This is a genomic window from Nocardia sp. NPDC005366, assembly GCF_040606855.1.
GTDB lineage: Bacteria > Actinomycetota > Actinomycetes > Mycobacteriales > Mycobacteriaceae > Nocardia.
Map to the genome: position 1 here is coordinate 63,385 of NZ_JBEXFQ010000010.1, position 22,258 is coordinate 85,642.

The following is a 22,258-nucleotide window of genomic DNA, read 5'->3' on the forward strand; positions in this document are numbered from 1 at the left end:
GCGAATCTCAGCCGAGGGCCCCTCCCGGTTCCGCGGATGTCCGCACGTGCACCGAGCGCGCGTCCAGCCAGCCCGCGATGCGGCGGGAGATATCCGGCGCGGTGAGGCCGAGTTCGGCGTGCACATCACCGCGCGAGGCATGGTCGAGGAATTCCTGTGGCACACCGAGATCGCGGGTGGCGACATCGAGTCCGGCGGCACGCAGCCGCGCCGAGACTGTCGACCCGATACCGCCGTGCAGACCACCGTCTTCCAGGGTGACCACCAGGTGATAGTTCTCGGCGAGTTTGACGATGGTGTCGGAAACCGGCAGCACCCAGCGCGGATCGATGACGGTGACCGAAATACCCTGGGGTTCCAGTAGTTCCGCGACCTTCATGGCGGTGACGGCGAACGGGCCTACCGCGACGAGCAGGACGTCGCCGCGCCTGGTCCGCGCGGTGCCGCCGTCGGAGGCCGCCAGGCGCAGCACATCCACGCCGTCGAGTCGTTCGACCGCCGAGATGTCCTCGCCCACACTTCCCTTCGGGAAGCGGATAACGGTGGGGCCGTCGTTGACGGCGAGCGCTTCGCTCAATTCCTCGCGCAGGGTGGCCGCGTCGCGCGGGGCGGCGACCTTGATGCCGGGAACGATGCCGAGCAGCGAGAGATCCCACATGCCGTTGTGGCTGGCGCCGTCGGGTCCGGTGATGCCGGCGCGGTCGAGGACGACGGTCACCGGCTGCTTCAACAGCGCCACATCCATCAGCAGTTGATCGAAGGCGCGGTTGAGGAACGTGGAATAGATCGCGACCACCGGGTGCATCCCGCCGAGGGCGAGTCCGGCGGCCGAAGCCATCGCATGCTGTTCGGCGATGCCGACGTCGAACATCCGGTCCGGGAAACGTTCGCCGAACGGCGCGAGTCCGGTCGGCCCCGGCATGGCGGCGGTGATCGCGACGATATCGTCGCGACGCTCGGCGTGAGCGATGAGTTCCTCGGAGAAGACCGACGTCCAGCCGAGCGCTTTCTTCCCGGCCAGCGGGCGGCCGGTGAGCGGGTCGATCGGATCGCAGGCGTGCATCTGGTCGGCCACGTGATTCTCGGCGTGCTCGTAGCCGCGGCCCTTCTGGGTGACCGCGTGCACGACGACCGGGCCGCCGAAATCCTTGGCCCGGCGCAGCGCGGCCTCCAGCGCGACGATGTCGTGCCCGTCGACGGGTCCGACGTATTTGAGTCCGAGATCGCTGAACAGCTCCTGCGGGCTCACCGCGTCCTTGATACCCGCCTTCACCGCGTGCACCATCGAGTACGCCGATTCCCCGACGCGCGGAATGCTCTTCAGGATGCGCTTGCCCGCGTCGAGCGCGTGCTCGTAGGCGGGCTGGGTGCGCAGGGCGGTCAACCGGTCGGCGAGGCCGCCGATGGTCGGCGCGTAGGAACGGCCGTTGTCGTTGACCACGACGACGACGGGGCGGTCGGGCGCGGCGGCGATATTGTTCAGCGCCTCCCAGCACATTCCACCGGTCAGCGCGCCGTCGCCGACGACGGCGACCACGTGCCGATCCTGCCCGCTCAGCGCGAACGCCTTGGCCAGCCCGTCGGCGTAGGACAGCGAGGCCGACGCGTGGGAGGACTCCACCCAGTCGTGCGCGCTCTCGGCGCGGCTCGGGTAGCCCGACAGACCGCCCTGCTGACGCAGCGAGTCGAATCGGTCCTTGCGGCCGGTGAGGATCTTGTGCACGTAGGCCTGGTGCCCGGTGTCGAATATCAGCGGGTCGGCAGGCGAATCGAAGATCCGGTGCAGGGCGATGGTCAGCTCGACAACGCCGAGGTTGGGGCCGAGATGCCCACCTGAGGCGGCGACCTTCAGCACCAGGAACTCGCGGATCTCCTCCGCCAGCTCGCGCAGCTGCGGCACGGTCAGCCCACGTAGATCCTCGGGCGTATCGACCCGGGAAAGCACTCCCACCTGAACTCGCTCCCTCCGGATAATGCGTCTGATCCGATCAGTCTACGGAGCCGAAACAGTGCTCCCGCTCGACGTCGGCCTGCCACCAGGCGACTCGGCCGCCGAATGTGAGGCTGCACACGACGTGCCGACCGTGACGGCCGCCCGAACACACGTGCCGGGGCGACCGCGGCACCAACGTTACCCGCCCTACAGTGGTCGTGTGGCCGAGCCCGAGCAAGAGCTTCCGCACGCCGATGCCGCGGGTGTGCTCGCGCGCCTCGCCGCCGACCTCTCCGTGATGCGCCGCGGCGAACTATCCGGCGAATTGCCCGACTTTATTTCGGAACTCGCTGCGGCACAACCTGATTCGTTCGCGTCGCCACCGCCGACGGCCGGGTGTACGCCGCGGGCGATGCGGAGACCGGCTCCGTCGACCTGATGAGGAGAACCCCTGATGAGGAGAACCCTGAAGAGGAGAACGCAGTGAGCAAGAAGAAGTCCGGATCCCGCGCCACGGGCACGGTGACGACCTTCGGGCGGGGCAGTGTGCGCGCCACCCCCGACCTAATGCGGGTCACCGTCTCCATCGAGTCGCGGGCGGACAAGGTCGCCCTCGCCTACGGGCAGGCAGGCGAACACGTCGGCGCTGTCACCGAATCACTGCGCGCCCACGGGGTTTCCGACGCCGATATCGCCACCGGCGGATTGTCGGTACGGACCGAGACGGTGTGGACCGAAGGCGCGGGTAATCGGATCACCGGCTACGTCGCCACCACCGACCTCACCGTGATCCTGCGCGAGATCGGCGCGGACGCCGATCCCGGTCCCGCCGCCGTCATCGCCGACTGCGTGGAGGCGGGCGGGGACGACGTCCGCCTCGGCGGCCTCACCCTCACCGTCGCCGACCAGGCGGGACTCCTCGCCCAAGCCCGCGACGCCGCATGGGACGACGCCCTCGCCAAAGCCGCGCAATTCGCCACCCGCGCCGCCCGCTCCCTCGGCCCCGTCCTCGAGATCACCGAGAACACCGCCTCGGCGGCCCCGTACGCGCCCCGCCTCGCCGCCGTGTCGGCTCCCGCGGGCGGCGTGCCCCTCCCGGTCGAACTCGGCGAAAGCGAGATCTCGGCGAACGTGCGCGCCACCTGGCGACTGGACTGACCGACCCGGCTCGGCCGCCACTCCGGACGCCCCGTCATTCGCGCACCGCGCTCGGGGCCGAAGGGGCGTGCGGACGGGCCGCGACGATATCGCGCAACAGTGCGGTCAGCGCCTCCCGGTCGGCGGCCGACAGCCCGGCGAACCACAGGTGTTCGCGGGCCGCCTGCAATTCGAACGCCGCACGGACCGACTCCTCCCCCTTGGTCGTGAGGGCGACGGTGATGGCCCTGCCGTCGGTGTCGGACGGTCGGCGCTCGACGAACCCCGTCCGCTCCAGGGTGTTGACCGCGTTGGTGACGGCCGAGCGGCTCATCACCGACAATTCCGCCAAACGCGCGGGCATGGTCGGCCCGAGCAGCCACAGTTTGAACATCAGCCGGAAGCCGGGCAGGGTCAGTCCGCGCGGCCGGTGGATGGCCGCCTCGAGATCGTTGATCATCAGGTAGGCGGCGTGCAGCAGGTTGTAGGCGAGCGAGAACGTCGCCACATCGGCTCCGGGAACTCGTCGCGGGAGGATCCGCCGCGCCATCTCCTCGTATTTCTCCATTTCGCGCCCCCGGTCGTCCGCGTTTCATATTGTTATGGCCATAACTATCGACTGTTGGAGCAGAAGTGCGGATCATCATCGCAGGCGCGGGAATCGGTGGCCTCACGGCCGCGCTGAGCCTGCACGCGGCCGGGATCACCGATGTCGGCATCGACGAGGCAGTTCCCGAACTGCTGCCGCTGGGGGTCGGTATCAACCTGCTCCCCCATGCCGTGCGGGAACTGACCGAACTCGGGCTGGCCGACCGGATCGCCGAGATCGGCGTCCCGATCGAGGAACTCGTCTACGCCAATCCGCTCGGCCAGGTCATCTCCTCGGAGGAACGCGGTAGGGCCGCCGGGTATCGGTGGCCGCAATACGCGGTGCACCGGGGCGCACTCCAGATGCTGCTGCTCGACGCGGTCCGCGAGCGGCTCGGCTCCGGCGCGGTCCGCTGCGGATGTCCCGTCACCGGCCTCGAACACGACGCCGATCTGCTCATCGGCGCGGACGGCATCCGGTCCACGGTGCGCGGCGCGCTCTACCCCGAGGAGGGGCCGCCGATCTGGAACGGGCTGACCCTGTGGCGCGGCACCACCCTGGCCGAACCCTTCCTGACCGGCCGCAGCATGGTGATGTCGGGCGACGGGTCGCGCAAATTCGTCGCCTATCCGATCTCGGAACCCGACCGCGACGGACGGGTGCTGACCAACTGGATCGCTGAACGCCCCACCGAAGGGGCCGCCGCGACCGGCGACTGGAACCGTTCCGCCGATCCCGAGACGGTCGCCGCCGACTTCGCCGATTGGAAACTCGGCTGGCTCGACGCCCCAGCGCTGATCGCCGCCGCCGAATCGGTCTTCGAATACCCCATGGTCGATCGCGATCCCCTGCCCCGCTGGACGCACGGGCGGGTCACCCTGCTCGGCGACGCGGCCCACCCGATGTACCCGATCGGCTCGAACGGGGCGTCCCAGGCGATCATCGACGCCAGGGTGCTCGCCCACGCGCTGGCCACCAGGCGCGATCCCTCGTTCTACGAGGGGCAACGCCGCGAGGCCACGGCCGCGATCGTCCGGGCCAACCGCGGCCTCGGCCCGGAGCGTGTGCTCAGTCTCGCCCACGAGCGCGCCCCGCACGGGTTCGACGATATCGACGCGATCCTGCCGCCCGAGGAACTCGCGGAAATCTCGCTGCGCTACCAGCGACTCGCCGGATTCGACCCGGCCTCGCTCAACGAGCGGCCGTCCTGGACGGTGCGGGCCACACCCGCCCTCGAACGCCTGGCGACCTTCCACGTCACCCTCGACCCGATCCTGCCGATCGGCCGCACGCCCTGGGGCGAGCGCAGGGTCATCGGTATCACCGGCGGTTCGTTCGACGGCCCCCGGCTGTCCGGAACCGTGCTGCCCGGTGGCGCGGACTGGCAGATCGTCCACGACGACGGCACCGCCACCATCGACACCCGCTACACCCTGCGCACCGACGACGGCGCGCTGCTCTACCTCCAGACCCGAGGCCACCGGCACGGGCCCGCCGAGGTCATGCGACGCCTGGCCGACGGCGAGGAGGTCGACCCCGATTCCTACTACTTCCGGCTCATGCTGACCTTCGAGACCGCCCACCCCGACTACGCCTGGCTCGGCCGTACGGTGGCGGTCGCCACCGGCCGCCGCGAGGCATCGGCCGTCGTCTACGACGCCTACACCCTGTCCTGAGGAGAGTCAGCATGCCCCGCCGCGCCCTGCCCGTTTCGGTCGTTCACGGCCAGCCGATCGACATGCGCGACGGCACGATCCTGCGTGCCGACCTCTACCGGCCCGATGACGACGCGACCCATCGGACGGTCCTGATGCGCTCGCCCTACGGGGAGCGCACCGCCCGCATGATGCCGACCATGCCGTTGCTCGAGGCGGGCCTCGCGGTGGTGTTCCAGCATTGCCGTGGCCGCGGCGACAGCGATGGAACCTTCGCGCCCTGGGTGCACGAGGGGCCCGACGGCGTCGATACCGTCGAATGGATCACCGCGCAGTCCTGGTCGAACGGCGAAGTCGTGGCCACCGGCGTGTCGTATATCGCGGGCTGCGCTCTCCAACTCGCCGCCCAGCGGCCCGCCGCGCTGAAGGCGGTCGTCGCGACGATGACCCCGCACGATTTCTACGAAGGTCTCACCTACGTGGGAGGCGCGCTCGCGCTCGGCTCGGCCCATCATTGGAGCACCCTGCAGGGCCTGCTCAGCCTGATGCAGACGGCCGCGCTCGGCGATACGACCGCCTATGAACGGCTCGGCGCGCAATTCGCGTTGCTCGGAGCCCCGCCCTCGGAGCAGGGACCACTGCGCGAGGATCCGGTATCGCGGGAGTTCCCGTTCTGGACCGAGTGGGTGGACCACCCGGAGCGGGACGCGTACTGGGAGGAACTCGCGTCCTCGTTGCGGCACGACCGGATCGAGGCGCCCGTCCTGCACACCGCGGGCTGGTTCGACGTCTTCCTCGCGGGCACGCTGGAGAACCACCGACGCCTCGGCGGACCACTGGTGATCGGCCCGTGGACCCATCTCTCCCAGGACGCCGCCGCCGGTGAACTCGTCTTCGGAACGCCGGCGAGCGGGCAGATAGCGGGCCTGGAGGGCAGACAGATCGCCCATCTCGCCGGCCTCCCCGACTCCGGGCCGCCCGTGCGGATCTTCGTGATGGGCGCGAACGTGTGGCGCGACGAGCAGACCTGGCCGCCCGCCCGCGCGGTGGCGACACGGTTCCATCTGCACCCCGGCGGCCTGCTGTCACCCGACGCACCGACCGCCGACGCCGCGCCGACCCGGTTCCCGCACGATCCGGCCGCCCCCGTCCCTACCCACGGCGGCGGGCTGCTGCTGCCCGACCCACTGAATATCGGCCCCCGCGACCAGCGCGTCAACGCCGGGCACCCGGGGATCGTCCGGTTCACCACGCCGCCGCTGGACGCCGATCTGGAGGTCACCGGTCCGGTCACCGCGACCCTGCACGGCACGACCACCGCGCCGGGCGCCGACTGGACGGTCAAACTCGTCGACGTCTGGCCCGACGGGCGGGAGATGAACGTGGTGGACAGCGTCCGGCGGTCGACGTCGGACACTGTTCTGCACGAGATCGATCTCGTCGCCACCAGTCAGGTGTTCCAGGCGGGCCATCGCCTCCGTGTCGAGATCGCGGGCTCGAACTACCCCCGCTTCGATCTGCACCCGGCATTGCGGGAGGGCGAGCAGACCCTGTTCCACGATGCCGCCCGGCCGTCGTTCATCACCCTGCCGGTGATGCCGTAGGGGGTTCTCATGCCTCCAGCAGCGCGACGCATTCCACGTGATGGGTGCCGGGGAAGGCGTCGAACGCGCGCAACCGGGTCAGCCGGTATCCGGCGGCCAGGTACAGACCGAGATCTCGAGCGAAAGACGCCGGATCACAACCGATGTGGACGATGCGGGCGGGACCGACTTCGCTCAACGCCGCGATGACCTCCTTGCCCGCACCCGCGCGCGGCGGGTCGAGGACGACCACCTCGGGAACCTGCCCGCTCACATGGTCGGTGATCCAGCGCTCCACCCGGCCCGCCCGCAGATCCAGCCACGGCAGATCACGCAGGGCCGCCTGGCCGTCGGCGACCGAGGAACGCGACGATTCCACCGCCAGCACCGTCCCTTCGGGCCCGACCTGCTCTGCCAAACGCGCCGCGAAAACCCCGACGCCGCTGTACAGATCCCAGGCCACCTCCCCGTGGCGCAGCCCGGACCATTCCGCGATCAGATCCGAATAGCATTGCGCCGCACCGTAATGCGCCTGCCAGAAACCCGTGGCCGACAGTTCCCAGCGCCGCCCTGCCACATATTCGACCGCCCGGCCGCTCCCCCCGACCACCCACTCGTCACGGGGCGCGTGGGTGGCCGCCCGTCGCGCTGTCGCGCCGCGCCGTTGCTCCGAACCCGCGCGATCCGAGGCGGCGCGGCCCGCCGACACCGCGCCGTATTCGCCTGTCCGCCTGTCACTCTCGTGCCGCAGGTCATCCTCTGGCCCGGCCGCGGCGCGCCGCCCGCCCGCTCGGCGGACTCCTCGCTCGAAATCGCCCCTCGCGGACCGTCCACCCGGCCCGGTGCGCCTGCGGTCGTCGCGACGCCCCGCACCCGCTCGCCCGCTCTCGGCGACGACGGCGGGCGCGAGTTCGACGATATGACGCACCCCGTCCCCGTCCACCGCGACCACCAGGTCAGCGTCCGGTGTCCACAGCCGATCGGCGATCGCGTCCATCGCGCCCGCGACCGGTTGCGGGCAGCGCAGATCCGTGATGATCCTGCTTCCGCGATGCGCGTGCACCCCGGCCCTGCCCTGGTCGTCCACCGCCAGCCGGACCCTGGTACGCCAGCCGCCGGTCTCCTCTGGCGAGGACCCCGCGACAGGTTCCACCACCACGTCGCGCTCGATCCCCGTGATCCGGCGCAACTGCTCGGCGACCACCGACGCCTTCAACGCGCGTTGCGCCGCCGGGGTCGCGTAGGAGAAATCGCAGCATCCCGCGCCACCCGGCCCCGAAACCGGGCAGGTCGCGGGAATCCGATCGGGTGATGGCTCCAGGATCTCGATGGCATCTGCCCGGCAGAACGAGCCGCCGCGATCCTCGGTGACCCGCACCCGCGCCAATTCGCCGGGCAGGCCGTGCCGGACGAAGACGACGCGGCCGTCGTGCCTGCCGACACAGAAGCCGCCGTGTCCCGGCGGACCGAGCCTGACCTCGAATATCTCGCCACGCCGATCACTCATCGCCACCCACTCGTCTCGTCCGGTACGTGCCCGAATCGGTGACAACGCGCGCTCACACCCGGTCCTCGTAGCCGCGCCGCACCGCGCCCGGCGCGTTGATATCGCCCGCCTCCTGCGCCGCCCGCGTCGAGGAACTCAGCTGCCACGGCACACTGGTCACCATCACACCCGGCTCGAACAACAACTTGCCCTTGAGCCGCAGCGCGCTCTGGTTGTGCAGCACCTGCTCCCACCAGTGGCCGACCACGTATTCCGGGATGAAGACCGTCACCACGTCACGCGGCGCGTCCTTGCGCACCCGTTTGACGTAATCCAGTACCGGCTTGGTGATTTCGCGATACGGCGATTCGATCACCTTGAGCGGCACCGTGATATCGCTCTTCTCCCATTCGCGCACCAGCATGCGGGTATCGGCCTCGTCGACGTTCACCGTGATCGCCTCGAGGGTATCTGGCCTGGTAGCGCGGGCGTAGGCAAGGGCACGGCGCGTGGGCAGATGCAGTTTGGATACCAGCACGATGGAATGCGAACGGCTCGGCAGCACGCCGTCCCAGTCGTGTTCGTCGAGTTCGCGCGATACCGAGTCGTAGTGCTTCCGAATCATCTTCATCACCACGAAGATGGCAACCATGGTCAGGATCGCGATCCAGGCGCCCGCGAAGAATTTCGTGATCAGCACGATGACGAGCACCGCACCGGTGGCGGTCAGCCCCACCGCGTTGATCACCCGAGAACGTCGCATCCTGTTGCGATGCGACGGATCGGTCTCGGTGCGCAACAACCGGGTCCAGTGCCGCAGCATGCCGGTCTGGCTCAGCACGAAGGACACGAAAACCCCGACGATGTAGAGCTGGATCAGCTTGGTGACCTCGGCCCCGAAGAAGACGACGAAGGCGATGGCCGCACCGGAGAGGAACAGGATGCCGTTGCTGAAGGCCAGTCGATCGCCGCGAGTATGCAGTTGCCGGGGCAGGTAACGGTCCTGCGCCAGGATCGAACCGAGTACGGGGAAGCCGTTGAAGGCGGTATTCGCGGCGAGAACGAGGATCAGCGCGGTCACCGTGGTGATGAAGTAGAAGCCGATCGGGAATCCGTGGAAGACGGTCTCGGCGAGCTGGGCGATCAATGTCTTCTGGTGGTAGCCCGCGGGCGCGCCGACCAGATGCTCGGTGTCGTGCGCGTAGACGATGCCGATCTTCTGCGCCAGGATGATGATGCCCATCAGCAGCACGGTCGCGATCGTGCCGAGCATCAACAGCGTGGTGGCGGCGTTGCGGGACTTGGGTTTCCGGAACGCGGGCACACCGTTGCTGATCGCTTCGACACCGGTGAGCGCGGCACAGCCGGAGGAGAAGGACCGCGCGATCAGGAAGACGAAGGCGAGGCCGTACAGATGTTCGTCGTCGGCGTTCAACGAGAAACCCGACGATTCCGCGCGCAGATCGTCACCGAGCACGAAGATCCGGAACAGGCCCCAGCCCAGCATGACGAACATGCCCGCGATGAACGCGTAGGTCGGAATCGCGAACGCGGTGCCCGATTCCCGTACGCCACGCAGATTGATCGCGGAGAGCACCGCGATGGCCACCACGGCGAACAGCACCTTGTGGGTGGCGACGAACGGTATCGCCGACCCGATATTGGAGGCGGCCGAGGATATCGACACCGCGACGGTGAGCACGTAGTCGACGAGCAGCGCGCTGCCGACGGTGAGTCCGGCAGTCGGCCCGAGATTGGTGGTGGCGACCTCGTAGTCACCACCGCCGGACGGGTACGCGTGCACATTCTGGCGGTAGCTCGCGACCACGACGGCCATGACGAAGGCGACGGCCAAGCCGACCCACGGGGCGTACATGTAGGCGGAGATACCGGCTACGGAGAGTACGAGAAAGATCTCCTCCGGCGCGTACGCCACCGACGACATCGCGTCGGAGGCGAACACCGGAAGCGCGATTCGCTTCGGCAGCAGGGTATGGCCCAGCGAATCACTTCGAAAGGGCCTGCCCAGCAGCATTCGCTTGGCTGCCGTCGTCAACTTGGACACTGGAGCGAGCATAGATCCCCTCGGGGAGGATCGCTTGCGCGGTGTGGCAGCGGCGTGCCCCCGCCTGGTCCGGCGACGGGGGAAGTGGGCCGCGGCGAGCCCCGCCGGGTACGGTTCTGCGCAGAAGACAGCAGACCGAACGCCCAGGGGTCCAGGAACGAGGTTACGCCGTGTACGTAGTGATCATGGGGTGCGGACGCGTCGGCTCGTCGCTGGCCCGCGCCCTGGTCAGGATCGGGCACGACGTCACGGTTATCGATCGCGATCCCAGCGCCTTCCTGCGCCTCGGCGAGGAATTCCCCGGCGAACAGCTGGTCGGAGTCGGGTTCGACCGGGATGTGCTGACCCGCGCGGGAATAGAACGGGCCGACGCCTTCGCCGCGGTCTCCTCCGGCGACAACTCCAACATCATCTCCGCACGGGTCGCCCGCGAGAATTTCGGCGTAGAGCGCGTGGTCGCGCGGATCTACGACGCCAAACGCGCCGCCGTGTACGAACGCCTCGGCATTCCCACCATCGCCACCGTCCCGTGGACCACCGACCGGTTCCTGCGCTCGCTCATCGGCGATACCAGTACAACCACCTGGCGCGACCCCACGGGCACGGTCGCGGTGACCCAGCTGAATCTGCACGAGGAGTGGTACGGGCGCACCGTGCGCGATCTGGAGCAGACGATCGGGGCGCGGGTGGCGTTCATCATCCGCTTCGGTCAGGGCCTGCTGCCCGACAACAAAACCATCGTCCAGGCCGACGACGTCGTCTATGTGGCCGCGACCTCCGGACGCGTCGGCGAATCCGTCGCGCTGGCAGGTCAGCCCCCCGCGAGCGAGGACTGATCATGAAGGTTGCCATCGCCGGAGCCGGAGCCGTCGGCCGATCGATCGCCCGCGAACTACTGCGCGGCGGGCATCAGGTGATGTTGCTCGAACGTCAGCTCGACCATATCGACCACACCGCCATCCCCGACGCCGTCTGGGTCCACGCGGACGCCTGCGAGCTGGCGCTGCTCGAGGAGGCCGGTCTGGAGACCTACGAGGTGGTCATCGCCGCCACCGGCGACGACAAGGCGAATCTGGTGCACAGCCTGCTCGCCAAGACCGAATTCGGGATGCGCAGGGTCGTCGCGCGGGTGAACGATCCGCGCAACGAATGGCTTTTCGATAGTTCCTGGGGTGTCGACGTCGCCGTGTCGACCCCGCGACTGCTGGCCTCCCTCGTCGAGGAGGCCGTCTCGGTCGGCGATCTGGTGCGACTGATGACCCTGCGCCAGGGTCAGGCCAATCTGGTGGAGATCACCCTGCCCGCCGACACCGCGCTGGCGGGCAAACCCGTCCGCGCCCTCACCCTGCCGCGCGACACCGCCCTCGTGACGATCCTGCGCGGCGGCCGGGTGATCGTCCCGCAGCCCGACGACCCGTTCGAAGGCGACGACGAGCTGCTGTTCGTGACCTCCGCGGAGGCCGAGGACGATCTACGGGTGGCGCTGGCGCCCCACGGCATCAAACCCTGACTCCCCGACAGGACCGAGGCCGCGGTCGGCTCGCCCTCACGACGCGATCTGGAGTTCGCGGCGCAATTTGTTCAGCGCGCGATGCTGCATCACCCGGACCACGCCCGGGCTGGTGCCGATGGCCTCGGCGGTCTGGGCCGCGCTCCAGCCGAGCACGATGCGCATCACCAGTACCTCGCGGTGCGCGGGCGCCAGGATCTTCATCAGTTCCCGTGTGGCGGCGCGCCGCTCGGAGGCCAGCGCCCACTCTTCCGGTCCCGCCGCGACCGAAGGCTCGTCGGGGAGATCGGCCACGGGGTAGGTCGGGTGCATCTGCGAACGGCGGAACGCGTCGGCCACCTTGTTGGCCGCGATGCCGTAGACGAAGGCGAGGAACGATTTGCCCTGATCCCGGTAGCGCGGGATCGCGTTGACGGTGGCGATCAGGATTTCCTGCACCACATCGTCGGCGGTGACGTGCAGGTGAGCCGTATTGCCGAGACGCGCGCCGCAGTAGCGGCGCACCAGCGGATGCACGATCCGCACGATGTCGGAGACGGCGCGCTTGTCGCCCGCCGCGGCGGGGCCGATCAACTTCTCCAATTCGGCGGACACCCGCCTGCTCTCCGACAGCGCCGGATTGGAATGGGCGTGGGTCTTCGATGCCGCGATCTTGTGCTCGGTAGCCAACTGTCCGAGTCCTTTCCAGCCGTCGTTGCGTTTTTCGTGTCGACAACGATCGTCTGATGAACTCGGGCCACCGACCAGGTACCCCAGGGTGGGTAAGAACCCACCTCGGCGGTGAGCGCTACCCACCCTCGTGCTGCTGGGCGGGGGGTAGGTTGGGAGCGGACGGCACCGAAACCGCGCCGTACCGACTCAGACCGCGGCGGCCTTGCGCGTCGGCATATGTCCTGCCCGGCGCACCGACCATACGGTGACGGCCAAGGCCACGGCGGTCAGCGGCCACCCCATCGCGATGCGTGCGAAGGCCAGCCACCCGGTGTGGTCGGTCTCGTAGAGCGAGGACTGCACCAGGTAGCGCGCGCCGAAAACGAGCACCCAGGCAACGGTCGCGATGTCGTAGAGGCGGACGAGACGACTGTCCGCGCGCCAATCGGCACCGTGCCCGTTCAGATAGCCCCAGATCACGCCGACCAGCGGTCTGCGCGCCGCGATCGAGACCAGGAAGACGCCCGCGTACACCAGGCTGGTGTAGATGCCGAAGAGGAAGAACCCCTTGGCCTCTCCCATCCGGTAGGCGATGAACGCGCAGACGCCGACGCCGATGAATCCGGAGATCGCGGGCTGGATCGGATCGCGCCGTACCAGCCGCCACACCAGGATCGCCGCGGCGACGCCGAGGGCCGACCACACGGCCGCGGTGAGTCCGGCCAGGGTGTTCACCGGGACGAAGACCAGCACCGGCAGCGTGGAATAGATCAGGCCGCCCAGACCGCCGAGTTGTTCGAGCAGGGTTTTCTCGGCCGCCGCCTCACGTTCGTCCTCGGAGGCCCGGTCCTGCGACGCCCGGTCCTGCGATATCGCGGAGCCGCCGAGCCGGGCAGGGGGAAACGCACGGAAGGTGCCGGTGGGCTCGCGCAGTCCGGTCTCGGTCGGCGCGCCCGTATCGGCGCCGTTGTCGTTGCTCGATGGCATACGTGTCAGCTGTTCCCGCGCAATTCGTAGTAGGGGTTGTAGATCACCTTGTGGCCGTCGCGATCACCGACACGACCGCGGACCAGGATTCGCCTGCCCGGTTCGATACCGGGGATGCGGCGACGGCCGATCCACACGAGGGTGATGGCATCGGTGCCATCGAAGAATTCTGCTTGCACACTAGCGCCGACGGATTTGGGACACGCTTCGACACTGCGTAATCGGCCGAGCATGGTGGCTTCGTCCCCGCGACGGCACTCGGAGGCGCGACGCGCTCCCGAGGCCTCGGCGGTCTCGGCCAACTCCTTGGCGTCCAGCTGATCGATATCCTCGGTCAGTCTGCGGCCCAGTCGGCGAAAATATCCTGAGGCAGCGGATGGCATTGCACGCTCTCCTGCTAGAGCAGATGGCGTGGGTCACACACCATCGTTCTTTTCAATGGACGACCGGCGATCGGCCGTACACCGCCACTGTAGATGCAGCGGGACGCCCCCGCTACGCTCGGCCCGGTGTTCGACTCCCCACACTCGGCGGTGAATGATCGACGATCCATGGCGTTGAAATCCCCCGAAACCATCCGGCTGAAACCTCCCCGTCCCGCACGGGTTGCCGTGGCATTGCCGGGTACCGGATCCGATGCCGACTTCGCGCGGCGCGCCTTCGGCCCCGCCGCGGCGGCGTCGGGGCTGGAATTGATCGCGGTGGAACCGGATCCGCGCGGGTTGATCGCGGGATATCGCGCCGCTCTCGACGCGGCGGCCGAACGCGGTCAGGTACTCGCGACAGGAATCTCACTCGGCGCCGCGATCGCCGTGGAATGGGCCGCCGAGAATCCGGAAAAAGTGATGGGCGTCATCGCCGCGCTGCCCGCGTGGACCGGACCCGATATCGCCGAATGTCCTGCGGCACAGAGCGCCGCCTACACCGCGGAGCGACTCGGCTCCGACGGCCTGGAGCCGGTGGTCGAGCGGATGCGAACGAGTAGCCCGGCGTGGCTGGCCGACGCGCTGACCCAGTCGTGGCGGGCCCAGTGGCCGCTGCTGCCGCACGCGCTGCGCGAGGCAGCGAGCTACCGGTGGCCCGATGTGGAACAGCTCGCCACGGTGACCGTCCCCGTCGCGCTGGTAGCCGCGATCGATGATCCCGTGCACCCGCTCGCCGTCGCCGAGCAGTGGGCCTCGGCGATCCCCCGCGCGGCGTTGTACCGGATCACCCTCGACGAATTGGGGGCCGACCCGGCGATCCTGGGCCGGATCGGCTTCGCGGCTTTCGGCTGAGCTTTCCAGGGCGGCCTCGCCACCCGCTGTGGACGCGAAATCCCGTCCGGCCGCACGCCGGACGGGATTTCCCGATATCGCTCAGTTCAGGCCGAGCTGCTGCATCGCTGACCCGTCCGCACCACGGCGCGGTTCCTGGGGCATCCGCGGCGGGATGACGCTGCCCGCGCTCTGCTGCGCCGCCTGGGCCTGTGCGGCCAATTGCTGCTGCTGGGCATCGACCTGGGCCTGATGCGCCGCGGTCAACTGCTCGGCCAGCTGCGGCGGGAGTACCACCGGCAGCGGATCGCGCACCGGCAGCGGATCGGTGCCGCGCCGGACGACGGTCTCGCGCAGAATCGCCCGTGCCGCGGCGACAAGCGGGGTACCCGCGTCGGCCGCGCCGGACGGGCCGGCCGCGACGAGTCGCACCATCCAGCGGTAACCGTCGACACCGATGAAACGCAGATCCGCGCCCTCGGTGATGGCGAGCAGCTCACGGCCCCACGGCCCGGATTCGACCGCGACGCGGGCCCCGTCCTTGCGCAGGGATTCGGCGAGGTCGGCGGCGACGGTGCGCCACTGCCCCGCCGATTTGGGCGCCGCGTAGGCGGCGACGGTGAGCCTGCCGTGGTCGGTGGCCAGATGCACCGCCTGCGGGGTGCCGTCGGGGGTCATCTCCACTTGCAATTGCCCGCCCGGCGGCACCGGAATGATTACCGATCCGAGGTCGAGGCGCTGATCGGCGACCGAGGTGAGCAGTTCGGCCACCTCGTCGTAGTCGTACGGGCCCGCCTTCTTCGCGTCCTCCGGGTCGATCACCGGGATGTCCGCGGTGTCGGCATCGTCGTCGAAGGCGGCCTCGTCGTAGTCGTCCGCGTAATCGCCGTCGGCGTAATCGCCGTCCGCGTATTCCGCGTAATCGCCGTCGTACGCGCCGGATTCGTCGTAGCGGTCGTCGTCGTAGTCGTGCGACCGCGTCTTTCTCTTACCGAACATCGCGGATCAGCCCTCCTCGGCGGTGTCGGCCAGACTCGCGTGACCACCGCTGGAGCCGTACCCGTCCGCGCCGCGCGTCGTGTCGTCGAGGCGGTCGACCTCGAGGAAATCCACCAGTTCCACCCGCTGTACGAGCAGTTGCGCGATCCGGTCGCCCCTGCGCAATTCGATGGGCGTGCGCGGATCGTGATTGATCAGGCACACCTTGATCTCACCGCGATACCCCGCGTCGACGGTGCCCGGCGTATTCACCACCGACAGACCCGTCTTGGCCGCCAGCCCGGACCGCGGATGGATCAGCCCGACGGTGCCGACGGGGAGCGCGACGGCGACCCCGGTGCCGACGAGCACCCGCTCCCCCGGCTCCAGGATGACATCTTCCGTGGTGCACAGATCGACACCCGCGTCGCCGTGATGGGCGCGCGCGGGCATCGGGATGCCGGGATCCAGCCGCAGCAGGGGTATGGGTGAAAGTGCGCTCACGGTTGACGAGCCTACGCGTACGGCCGCGACCCCCGTGACTTAGTGTTGAGTCGTGTCGGACCAGCCCAACCACTCTGTGACGGACAACGAAAAGCAGACCCAACAGCCGCGGCAGACCTACCGTGAGCGCCTGTGGGTACCGCTGTGGTGGTGGCCGGTGGCCTTCGCCATCACCGGTCTGCTTGCCGCCGAAATCCACATGGGCGCGCCGGGCGTGCGCGCGTGGCTGCCCTACGTCCTGCTGCTCCCGGTGCCGGTGTGGGTGCTGCTGTGGCTGAGCCGCCATCGTGTCGAGGTGATGGCTGATGTCGCAGGAACGCCCGAATTGCATGCCGACCGAGCTCACCTACCGGTGAACTTCGTATCCCGCGCGGCAGTCGTCGCGCCGACGGCCAAGAGCGCGGCCCTCGGTCGGCAGCTCGACCCGGCCGCGTATGTCCAGCACCGCCCCTGGATCGGGACGATGGTGCTCCTCGTTCTCGACGACCCGGACGACCCGACACCCTACTGGCTGATCAGTACCCGTCGTCCGGAAGAGATTCTTGCCGCGCTCGGGCTGCCGAGCGCGGGCTGACAGAAGGCGTACGGCCGAATCGGGTTCGGAACCCGGCCGTCGCGGTATTCGTCGATCTCCGTGGAGATCAGGCCGCGCAATCCATGCAGATCAGCTGTCCGCCTGCCTCACTGGCCAGTCTGCTCCGGTGATGAACCAGGAAACAGCTGGAACAGGTGAACTCGTCGGCCTGCTTCGGGATGACCCGAACGCTCAGCACTTCCTCGGACAGGTCCGCGCCGGGAAGCTCGAACGACTCCGCGGTATCGGATTCGTCGATATCCACGACGGCGGACTGTGCCTCGTTACGACGAGCCTTCAGCTCCTCCAGCGAATCTTCCGACACATCGTCGGTTTCTGTGCGCCTCGGTGCGTCATAGTCGGTTGCCATGTCGTCTTCCCCTCGTCCTTGCTCCGTATATCCCGGACCGGCTCGCGCCACGCCCGATTCCTTCGAGGAATCGAGGTGCCCCGCACCGCCCCGCCGGTGGCGCACATCACACGTGCACCGATCACCTATCAGGTGGGATCACGTGAATCCACTCCGGATAGCGCTCGGTAAACGCAGGACATGCCCTACTTGTTCCCGCGACCGACCACCGAATTCGCCGCTGGTGATTCGATCTGGGCCGCCAGACAATAGCGGACCACGCGGCAAAAGTCGCAATCAAAACACAGACGAGTCGAAACTGACGGGTAATCGTCACCCGATGTCGAACTCACCGAGACCTCGCGCGCCGAAGCCGAGACCTTTTCGTAGAGTGTGCACGTGGTTTCACTGATCACCGAAGGCAGCACGACGGATCCGCAGGGGCGACCCCACATCCGTCGGCGCCCTCGGCCCTGGCTCATCATGCTCGGCGTCATGGCGCTGATCTGCACCGTTGTGTGGTTCAAGGCCTTGACGACCGAGGACACCGATACGGCCGCCATGGCCTGCAACTCACCGAGCCCCGCCACCGATCCCGGTGCGTCGCCACCGGTGGAGCTCGGACAGCGCGTCGGCGCCTCGAGATTGCAGGATCTGGAACCCGCTCCGCTGTCCGAAAGCAGGGTCAGGGTGCTGAACGCGAACAACCAGCGTGGACAGGCCGCCCACATCGCCTCCCAGCTCGGCGACCTCGGCTTCGCGAGTGCGCCGGGGACTCAATACGGCAACGATTCGATATACGTCAATGGTGACCTGGAATGCGCGGGTCAGATCCGGTTCGGTGTGAGCGGTCGCACAGCCGCGGCGTCGGTGCAACTGGTCGCGCCGTGCGCGGAGCTGATCGAGGACAAGCGCACCGATGATTCGGTCGATCTGGTGCTCGGTTCCCTGTTCCGGGAGATCCGGCCGAACAGCGACGCCGAGGAGGTATTGCGTTCGCTGAAGAATCCGGCTCCTGGGGGCGGATCCATCGATATCGACCTCTTGGACGCCGCCCGCACGGCGCGCTGCTGAGATCCGACATCGAACGCCGGAACCCCAGCGGGGTTCCGGCGTTCGCCGTCCGTCAGCGGTCCGGGATCGGCTCGGTCGCGCCGACACGCTCGAGCAGAGCCCCGAGTTCACCGGCGATACCGGGGGCGGCGGCGACCACCAGGTCGCCGTCGGTTCCGGGGGCGTCGGCGGGCGGCAGGCTCAGCATCGCGCCCGCCTCGGCGGCGATCAGCGCGCCCGCTCCCCAGTCCCAGGCATTGAGGCCGTGCTCGAAATAGGCGTCGACGCGGCCCGCCGCGACATGGCACAGATCGAGGGCGGCGGCGCCGAATCGGCGGATGTCGCGCACCTGCGGCAGTACTTCGGCGATCAGCGCCGCCTGCCTGGTCCGCCGATACTGGCCGTAGGCGAAACCGGTGGCGACCAACGACATCGATACCGAATCGACCGAGGCGCACCGCAGATGTTCGACGACGCCGTCGGCGTCGACGCTGATCGCGCCGAGACCGAACCCGGCGCTGTAGGTCACCGCGCGCTCGACATCGACCACCGCGCCCGCGATCGAGCGTCCACCGCGCATCGCCGCCACCGACACCGCGTAGCCGGGGATGCCGTAGAGGAAGTTGACGGTGCCGTCGATCGGGTCGAGTACCCAGTGCACCGCGTCATCGGTACCGACGAGACTCCCCCCGCCCTCCTCCCCGAGGATCGGATCGCCCGGCCGCTGATCGGCGAGGCGGGCCCGGATCAGCTCCTCGGCCTCGGTGTCGACCACGGTGACCGGATCTGTCGGGTGGGCCTTGGTCCGGACGGAATCATCGGATCGAGCGCCCATGGAGGGGCCTGCCCCGAATACCTCGGGGCGGCGGGCACGCACGTGGGCGGCGGCGGATTCGGCGAGATCGACGGCGATTCGGCGGAGTTCGGCCACCTCCTCCGGTGGCAGATCGATGGATGCGGCAGCGATTGACGAGGTGGATTCGGGCACGCTCCCATCGCATCACACATCCTCCGGCGTGCGCAGCACCGAACTCGCATTACTCTTGTCGTGCACGACACAGCGCCGTCGTCGGGCATCCGACGCATCCCGTCTCGCGGGCGTGTGGGAGCCGATGCGACGGCGCCGTCATCACACCGGCCAGCAGGGCGCTCGGACGGACGCAGGTCCGCACCACGCACACGGAACGAGGGGTTAGCCATGTCCGCTCGGGGGCACGCATTCGGAATCGATATCGGTGGCAGCGGCGTCAAGGGCGCCGCGGTCGATCTTGCCACCGGCGAACTGGTCCACGAGCGGATCAAGATTCCGACACCGCACCCGTCCACACCGCAGGCTGTCGCCGACGCGGTGGCGAAACTCGTCAGAGAGGCCGCGTGGGACGGTCCGGTCGGCATCACGCTGCCCTCGGTCGTCCTCGACGGTGTGGCGCGCACCGCGGCCAATATCGACAAGGCCTGGATCGGCACCGACGCCAGGGCGCTGTTCTCCGATGCACTCGACGGCCGCCCTGTCACCGTCCTCAACGACGCGGACGCGGCCGGACTCGCCGAGGACAGGTATGGCGCGGCAAAGAATTTCGCCGGCTTGGTCCTGCTGCTGACCTTCGGGACGGGGATCGGCTCGGCGCTGATCTACCACGGCACGCTGGTTCCCAACACCGAACTCGGTCATCTCGAGATCGGCGGAATGGAGATCGAACATCGCGCCGCCGCCTCGATCAAGGACAGGGACGAGCTCACCTATCCGCAGTGGGCGGCGCAGGTCAGCACCGTGCTGGTCGGACTGGAGAATCTGTTCTGGCCCAAGATCATCGTCGCGGGCGGCGGCATCAGCAGGGACGCGGATCAGTGGATCCCATTGCTCACCAACCGAACTCCGGTACTGCCCGCGCATCTGCGGAACACCGCGGGGATCGTCGGCGCGGCGATGGCGATCGAGGCCGGTCTCGTCACGTGAGCGGGCGAAACGGCGTCACGATCCGCGCGGAGCGCCCGACACCGCGACACACCGGGGACACACCAGGGCCCATAAGCACCGGATACGCGGGCCGCGCGGCACCGCTATACGCAAGGCGGCCATGAGTACGCTGGTTGGATCGTTACAATGGAACATGCCCGGCGGTGAGCCGGAGAAACCCGACCGGCCCTCCGCCGGTGAAACCCGACAGACCGCTCCGCCGGATCACCACTCTGGCGTGACGCCGCACGAGACCGTCACGAAAGGGCGTACGTGGTAGCCACGACCCGTCAGACCGCCGAATCGGCCGACGCCGACTCCGCAGATGTAACCGAAGCACGGCCGGTCCGCAAGGCTGCCGCCAAGAAGGCCCCCGCGAAGAAGGCCGCCGCCAAGAAGGCCGCCCCGGCGAAGAAGGCCGCCGCCAAGAAGGCCCCTGCCAAGAAGGCGGCTACCAAGAAGGCCGGTCCCGACGGCGCGCCGGCATCCGGCGAGGCGATCGAAGACGAGTCGATCGAGGAACTCGAGGATCTGGAAGATCTCGAGGTCTCCGAAGACGACCTCACCGAGGTGATCGTCGAGGACACCGCCGAGGCAGCCGACGAAGAGACCGAGGCCGACGAGCCCACCGCCGCCGACAAGGCGTCCGGCGATTTCGTCTGGGACGAAGAGGAATCCGAAGCGCTGCGTCAGGCGCGCAAGGATGCCGAACTGACCGCTTCGGCCGACTCGGTGCGCGCCTACCTCAAGCAGATCGGCAAGGTCGCCCTGCTGAACGCCGAGGAGGAGGTCGAACTCGCCAAGCGGATCGAGGCCGGTCTCTACGCGGCGGAGAAGGTCAGGGAATGGGCCGAGGCGGGCGAGAAGCTGCCCGTCGCGACACGCCGTGACTTCAACTGGATCGTGCGCGACGGCAATCGCGCCAAGAACCACCTGCTGGAAGCCAACCTGCGTCTGGTCGTCTCGCTGGCCAAGCGCTACACCGGCCGCGGCATGGCGTTCCTCGATCTGATCCAGGAGGGCAACCTGGGTCTGATCCGCGCCGTCGAGAAGTTCGACTACACCAAGGGCTACAAGTTCTCCACGTACGCCACCTGGTGGATCCGCCAGGCCATCACCCGCGCCATGGCCGACCAGGCCCGCACCATCCGTATTCCGGTGCACATGGTCGAGGTCATCAACAAGCTCGGTCGCATCCAGCGCGAGCTGCTCCAGGATCTGGGCCGCGAGCCCACCCCGGAAGAGCTGGCCAAGGAAATGGACATCACGCCGGAGAAGGTGCTGGAGATCCAGCAGTACGCGCGTGAACCCATCTCCCTCGACCAGACCATCGGCGACGAGGGCGACAGCCAGCTCGGCGATTTCATCGAGGATTCCGAAGCCGTCGTCGCGGTGGACGCGGTGAGCTTCACGCTGTTGCAGGACCAGTTGCAGTCGGTGCTGGAGACGCTGTCCGAACGCGAGGCGGGCGTGGTCCGGCTGCGTTTCGGTCTCACCGACGGTCAGCCGCGCACCCTGGACGAGATCGGCCAGGTGTACGGGGTGACCCGCGAACGCATCCGGCAGATCGAGTCCAAGACCATGAGCAAGCTGCGCCACCCGAGCCGCTCGCAGGTCCTGCGCGACTACCTGGACTGATATCGGCGAGATTTCGCGGGGCCCGCATTCGTGCGCTGTTCGATGTTTCGGCGTCGCTCGGCGAATGCGGGCGGGGTGGTCTCCGGCCGCCCCGCCCCTCGGACCTGACGGCCGCGATCGGCACTGCCGCGCCGATCCCCCTGGTCCGCTCAACTGTCGCTCGCACGGTTTCCACGGCCGGTGTCAGTGGCACGTAACACGCTCCGGAGGTACGGCTTTCGTGATCGCCCGAAACTAGCGGCGGACCCGAGCGCCGATGTAGCCGAATGTTATCCCGATCAAACCGGATAGTGACCGATGCCACTATCCGAGGCACCCGTTTCGTAACTCGGCAGCTTACGCCTTGCCGTATT

21 protein-coding genes are annotated in these 22,258 nt (G+C 68.4%); 10 read left to right on the top strand and 11 right to left on the bottom strand.

The window, feature by feature from the left end:
* Positions 1-7: 7 nt before the first annotated feature.
* Positions 8-1,951, bottom strand: a complete 1,944-nt coding sequence (dxs, locus tag ABZS43_RS14040; protein ID WP_355036257.1) for a 1-deoxy-D-xylulose-5-phosphate synthase — start codon at positions 1,949-1,951, stop codon at positions 8-10.
* Between the two features lie 465 nt (positions 1,952-2,416).
* On the opposite strand from dxs, the gene ABZS43_RS14045 reads away from it, so the two are divergent.
* Positions 2,417-3,091, top strand: coding sequence for an SIMPL domain-containing protein (locus tag ABZS43_RS14045; protein WP_355036258.1), 675 nt, complete (start codon positions 2,417-2,419; stop codon positions 3,089-3,091).
* Between the two features lie 34 nt (positions 3,092-3,125).
* Here the strand turns inward: ABZS43_RS14045 and ABZS43_RS14050 are convergent, their stop codons facing one another.
* Positions 3,126-3,638 carry a MarR family transcriptional regulator gene (locus tag ABZS43_RS14050; RefSeq protein WP_355036259.1) on the bottom strand — a complete coding sequence of 171 codons (513 nt, stop codon included), beginning with the start codon at positions 3,636-3,638 and terminating at the stop codon, positions 3,126-3,128.
* A gap of 65 nt (positions 3,639-3,703) precedes the next feature.
* Between ABZS43_RS14050 and ABZS43_RS14055 the strand changes: the two genes are divergently transcribed.
* Together ABZS43_RS14055 and ABZS43_RS14060 are read left to right on the top strand one after the other, a co-directional pair.
* Positions 3,704-5,335, top strand: a complete 1,632-nt coding sequence (locus ABZS43_RS14055) for a DUF3237 family protein (RefSeq protein WP_355036260.1) — start codon at positions 3,704-3,706, stop codon at positions 5,333-5,335.
* Positions 5,336-5,346: 11 nt separating this feature from the next.
* Positions 5,347-6,918, top strand: coding sequence for a CocE/NonD family hydrolase (locus tag ABZS43_RS14060; protein WP_355036261.1), 1,572 nt, complete (start codon positions 5,347-5,349; stop codon positions 6,916-6,918).
* A gap of 7 nt (positions 6,919-6,925) precedes the next feature.
* Here ABZS43_RS14060 and ABZS43_RS14065 read toward each other — a convergent pair whose 3' ends face one another.
* Both ABZS43_RS14065 and ABZS43_RS14070 read right to left on the bottom strand, forming a co-directional pair.
* Positions 6,926-8,404 (bottom strand): TRAM domain-containing protein, encoded by a 1,479-nt coding sequence (locus ABZS43_RS14065; protein WP_355036262.1) that lies wholly within the window; start codon positions 8,402-8,404, stop codon positions 6,926-6,928.
* 52 nt (positions 8,405-8,456) lie between these two features.
* Entirely contained in the window at positions 8,457-10,448 is a 1,992-nt protein-coding gene (locus tag ABZS43_RS14070; RefSeq protein ID WP_355036263.1) for an APC family permease, read from the bottom strand.
* A gap of 170 nt (positions 10,449-10,618) precedes the next feature.
* Between ABZS43_RS14070 and ABZS43_RS14075 the strand changes: the two genes are divergently transcribed.
* Together ABZS43_RS14075 and ABZS43_RS14080 are read left to right on the top strand one after the other, a co-directional pair.
* Positions 10,619-11,284, top strand: coding sequence for a TrkA family potassium uptake protein (locus tag ABZS43_RS14075; protein ID WP_355036264.1), 666 nt, complete (start codon positions 10,619-10,621; stop codon positions 11,282-11,284).
* A 2-nt stretch (positions 11,285-11,286) separates the two neighbouring features.
* Positions 11,287-11,958 (top strand): TrkA family potassium uptake protein, encoded by a 672-nt coding sequence (locus ABZS43_RS14080; RefSeq protein WP_355036265.1) that lies wholly within the window; start codon positions 11,287-11,289, stop codon positions 11,956-11,958.
* Between the two features lie 36 nt (positions 11,959-11,994).
* Here ABZS43_RS14080 and ABZS43_RS14085 read toward each other — a convergent pair whose 3' ends face one another.
* The 3 genes from ABZS43_RS14085 to ABZS43_RS14095 form a co-directional block, all read right to left on the bottom strand.
* A complete protein-coding gene (locus tag ABZS43_RS14085; protein WP_355036266.1) occupies positions 11,995-12,627 on the bottom strand; it encodes a sigma-70 family RNA polymerase sigma factor in 633 nt (210 codons plus the stop codon).
* A gap of 189 nt (positions 12,628-12,816) precedes the next feature.
* Positions 12,817-13,596 (bottom strand): DUF3159 domain-containing protein, encoded by a 780-nt coding sequence (locus ABZS43_RS14090; RefSeq protein WP_355036267.1) that lies wholly within the window; start codon positions 13,594-13,596, stop codon positions 12,817-12,819.
* 5 nt (positions 13,597-13,601) lie between these two features.
* Positions 13,602-13,979, bottom strand: a complete 378-nt coding sequence (locus ABZS43_RS14095) for an OB-fold nucleic acid binding domain-containing protein (protein ID WP_355036268.1) — start codon at positions 13,977-13,979, stop codon at positions 13,602-13,604.
* A 168-nt stretch (positions 13,980-14,147) separates the two neighbouring features.
* On the opposite strand from ABZS43_RS14095, the gene ABZS43_RS14100 reads away from it, so the two are divergent.
* A complete protein-coding gene (locus ABZS43_RS14100; protein ID WP_355036269.1) occupies positions 14,148-14,873 on the top strand; it encodes an alpha/beta hydrolase in 726 nt (241 codons plus the stop codon).
* An 81-nt stretch (positions 14,874-14,954) separates the two neighbouring features.
* Here the strand turns inward: ABZS43_RS14100 and ABZS43_RS14105 are convergent, their stop codons facing one another.
* Positions 14,955-15,851, bottom strand: a complete 897-nt coding sequence (locus tag ABZS43_RS14105) for a DUF3710 domain-containing protein (RefSeq protein ID WP_355036270.1) — start codon at positions 15,849-15,851, stop codon at positions 14,955-14,957.
* 6 nt (positions 15,852-15,857) lie between these two features.
* Entirely contained in the window at positions 15,858-16,334 is a 477-nt protein-coding gene (gene dut, locus ABZS43_RS14110) for a dUTP diphosphatase (protein WP_355036271.1), read from the bottom strand.
* A 76-nt stretch (positions 16,335-16,410) separates the two neighbouring features.
* On the opposite strand from dut, the gene ABZS43_RS14115 reads away from it, so the two are divergent.
* Complete coding sequence (locus ABZS43_RS14115; RefSeq protein ID WP_355036272.1) at positions 16,411-16,908, top strand: DUF3093 domain-containing protein; 498 nt, start codon at positions 16,411-16,413, stop codon at positions 16,906-16,908.
* Between the two features lie 67 nt (positions 16,909-16,975).
* On the opposite strand, the gene ABZS43_RS14120 is transcribed toward ABZS43_RS14115, so the two are convergent.
* Positions 16,976-17,278, bottom strand: a complete 303-nt coding sequence (locus tag ABZS43_RS14120; RefSeq protein WP_355036273.1) for a DUF4193 domain-containing protein — start codon at positions 17,276-17,278, stop codon at positions 16,976-16,978.
* A gap of 378 nt (positions 17,279-17,656) precedes the next feature.
* Between ABZS43_RS14120 and cei the strand changes: the two genes are divergently transcribed.
* On the top strand, positions 17,657-18,331 hold the full coding sequence (gene cei / locus ABZS43_RS14125; protein WP_355036274.1) for an envelope integrity protein Cei: 675 nt from the start codon (positions 17,657-17,659) through the stop codon (positions 18,329-18,331).
* Between the two features lie 52 nt (positions 18,332-18,383).
* On the opposite strand, the gene ABZS43_RS14130 is transcribed toward cei, so the two are convergent.
* Complete coding sequence (locus ABZS43_RS14130; RefSeq protein ID WP_355036275.1) at positions 18,384-19,298, bottom strand: inositol monophosphatase family protein; 915 nt, start codon at positions 19,296-19,298, stop codon at positions 18,384-18,386.
* A 210-nt stretch (positions 19,299-19,508) separates the two neighbouring features.
* Between ABZS43_RS14130 and ppgK the strand changes: the two genes are divergently transcribed.
* The gene (ppgK, locus tag ABZS43_RS14135; protein WP_355036276.1) at positions 19,509-20,267 is read left to right on the top strand and encodes a polyphosphate--glucose phosphotransferase; all 759 of its coding nucleotides are present in this window, start codon (positions 19,509-19,511) and stop codon (positions 20,265-20,267) included.
* Between the two features lie 273 nt (positions 20,268-20,540).
* Positions 20,541-21,905, top strand: a complete 1,365-nt coding sequence (locus ABZS43_RS14140; protein ID WP_355036277.1) for an RNA polymerase sigma factor — start codon at positions 20,541-20,543, stop codon at positions 21,903-21,905.
* The last annotated feature ends 353 nt before the right edge of the window (positions 21,906-22,258 follow it).

Excerpts from the sequence above, each read along its gene's own strand:
- ABZS43_RS14050 (WP_355036259.1), bottom strand. The coding sequence starts at position 3,638 with ATGGAGAAATACGAGGAGATGGCGCGGCGGATCCTCCCGCGACGAGTT.
- ABZS43_RS14065 (WP_355036262.1), bottom strand. The coding sequence starts at position 8,404 with ATGAGTGATCGGCGTGGCGAGATATTCGAGGTCAGGCTCGGTCCGCCG.
- ABZS43_RS14060 (WP_355036261.1), top strand. The coding sequence starts at position 5,347 with ATGCCCCGCCGCGCCCTGCCCGTTTCGGTCGTTCACGGCCAGCCGATC.
- ABZS43_RS14105 (WP_355036270.1), bottom strand. The coding sequence starts at position 15,851 with ATGTTCGGTAAGAGAAAGACGCGGTCGCACGACTACGACGACGACCGC.
- ABZS43_RS14100 (WP_355036269.1), top strand. The coding sequence starts at position 14,148 with ATGGCGTTGAAATCCCCCGAAACCATCCGGCTGAAACCTCCCCGTCCC.
- ABZS43_RS14090 (WP_355036267.1), bottom strand. The coding sequence starts at position 13,596 with ATGCCATCGAGCAACGACAACGGCGCCGATACGGGCGCGCCGACCGAG.
- ABZS43_RS14080 (WP_355036265.1), top strand. The coding sequence starts at position 11,287 with ATGAAGGTTGCCATCGCCGGAGCCGGAGCCGTCGGCCGATCGATCGCC.
- ppgK (WP_355036276.1), top strand. The coding sequence starts at position 19,509 with ATGTCCGCTCGGGGGCACGCATTCGGAATCGATATCGGTGGCAGCGGC.
- ABZS43_RS14120 (WP_355036273.1), bottom strand. The coding sequence starts at position 17,278 with ATGGCAACCGACTATGACGCACCGAGGCGCACAGAAACCGACGATGTG.
- ABZS43_RS14095 (WP_355036268.1), bottom strand. The coding sequence starts at position 13,979 with ATGCCATCCGCTGCCTCAGGATATTTTCGCCGACTGGGCCGCAGACTG.